Source organism: Rhizobacter sp. P2_H2, assembly GCF_056403375.1.
The window spans coordinates 1-2232 of record NZ_JBFUFP010000914.1 but is presented as its reverse complement, the minus strand read 5'-3'; the positions used below and the strand labels follow the sequence as shown (position 1 = coordinate 2232).

Sequence of the window (2232 nt, the reverse complement as noted above, 5' to 3'; positions counted from 1 at the left end):
CCCTTATTGGCGCTCCCCAGACTCCCCGCCCGCGCCTTTGCCGCGCCGAACCATCAGCGCTCTCGGAGACTCTCCCCCGCATGCTCGACCAGCGGTGCCAGCACGAAATCGATCACGCGGCGCGTGCCGATCTTCACTTCGGCCGACACCGACATGCCAGCGCTCAACGGTACCGCGCGGCCGTCGATCTCGATGGTCTTGCGCTCCAGCCGCACCCGCGTCGAATACACCAGCCCGCGCTTGTCGTCGTTGATCGCATCGCTCGATACCGACGCGACGCGCGCGTGCAGCACGCCGTAGCGCGTGTACGGGAAGGTCTCCACCTTCACCTCGGCCGATTGCCCCGGCGCGATGAATCCGATGTCGCGGTTCTCGACCAGCGCCTCGACCTCCAGCGGGGCGTCGCGTGGCACCACCACCATCAGCGGCTGCGCCGCCGTCACGACGCCGCCCACGGTGTGCACCGCGAGCTGCTGCACCGTGCCGTCGACCGGCGCGAGCAGGCGCTGTGCATCGCGGCGCGCCGCCGCCTTGCGCTGCTCCTGCTCCAGCGCCGCCACGCGTTGCTGCGCGGTGGTGATGCCATCCAGCGCGCTGCGCCGCGCCTCGGCCACCAGCTGGTCGCGCTGGCGGCGTGACTGCAGCAGGCCGGCGTCCATCTCGCCCACGCGGCTGCGCATCGTCGCCAGGTCGGCCTCCTGTTCGATGCGCGCCTGCTCGCGCTCGAGGTAGCCGTGACGCGACACGAAATTCCGGTCGGCCAGGTCCTTCAGGTCGGCTGCGCGCTGGCGTGCGAGCGGCACGGTCTGTTCCAGCTTGCGCACCGCTTCGAGCGTCGAGTGGCGGCTCGCCTCGCGCTGCGCCCTCTCGGCGTCCAGCCGGGCCAGGCGCGCGAGGTGCTCGCCGATCTGGCCGGCCAGCATGCGGCGGGCCTCGTCGAAGTCGCGGTCGCTGACCGACGCGGGGCGCCGCAGCGGCGCGTCGTGCCCGCCGGCCACCGCGTCGAGCAAGGCCTGCCCGCGCGCGATCTGCAATCGGGCTGCCGCCAGCTCGCCTTCGCTGCGCTGCAGGTCGGCCTGCGTGACGGTCGGGTCCAGCTCGATCAGCACGTCGCCCGCACGCACCGCCTGCCCCTCGGCCACGCGGATCGCACGCACCGTGCCGGCCTCCAGCGGCTGCACGGTCTTGCTGCCCTCGGCCGGCACCACCCTGCCGGGCGCCACCGCGACGATGTCGAGCCGGCCGAACACCGCCCACAGCAGCGCAAGCAGCGCGAAGCCGAGCAGCAGTCCGATCGCCACATGCGGCGCCGGCGACAGCGGCGTCTCCTGCAGCGACTGCGCATCCGGCAGGAACCGCAGCTCGTGCGGAAGACGGCGTGGCGGCGCCAACTCGGCGCGGGCACACCAGGCCAGGCGCCCTGCGCGCCCGTAGCGGCCCAGCAGCGCGCCGAACGCGAGCAGCCCGAGCGGAATCCTCGTCATCGGCACTCCTTCATGCGGGCGCTTCATCCGTGCTGCAGGCGATGCAGCCGCGCGTAGTGCCCGGCCTCGCGCCGCAGCAGCTCGGCATGCGGGCCGGCCTCGACGATGCGGCCTTCGTCCATCACGACGATGCGGTGGGCATCGCGCACCGCCGACAAGCGGTGCGCGATGACGATCACCGTGCGGCCGTGGCAGATCGCCTTCATGTTGTCGTGCACGATGCGCTCGGATTCGACGTCCAGCGCGCTGGTCGCCTCGTCGAAGACCAGGATGCGCGGGTTGCCGATCAGCGCGCGCGCGATCGCCAGCCGTTGGCGCTGCCCGCCGGACAGCGTCGAGCCGTGCTCGCCGACCAGCGTGTCGTAGCCCTCCGGCAGGGCCGTGATGAACTCGTGCGCGCCGGCGAGCGTCGCGGCCTGGATCACCGCCTCCAGCGGCGTGCCGGCATCGGCCAGCGCGATGTTCTCGCGGATGCTGCGGTTGAACAGCATGTTGTCCTGCAGCACGACGCCGATCTGCCGGCGCAGCGAACTCGACTCGAGGGTCGACAGGTCGATGCCGTCGATCAGCACGCGCCCGCGTTCGGGGACGTACAGCCGCTGCAGCAGCTTCGCGAGCGTGCTYTTGCCSGAGCCSGAACGGCCGACGATGCCGATSAYCTCGCCGGCCGCGATGTCGATCGACAGGCCCTCGATCACCGGCGCGCGGTCGGGACGGTAGCGGAACTGCACGTCGTCGAACGTGATGG

General features: G+C 72.0%; 2 protein-coding genes. Both read right to left on the bottom strand.

Going from position 1 to position 2232, the window contains the following annotated elements:
• Positions 1–53: 53 nt before the first annotated feature.
• The gene (locus tag AC1D15_RS28170; RefSeq protein ID WP_477828609.1) at positions 54–1484 is read right to left on the bottom strand and encodes an HlyD family type I secretion periplasmic adaptor subunit; all 1431 of its coding nucleotides are present in this window, start codon (positions 1482–1484) and stop codon (positions 54–56) included.
• A gap of 23 nt (positions 1485–1507) precedes the next feature.
• Positions 1508–2232: peptidase domain-containing ABC transporter (locus AC1D15_RS28165; RefSeq protein WP_477828608.1), on the bottom strand; the 725-nt coding region annotated here is incomplete at its 5' end.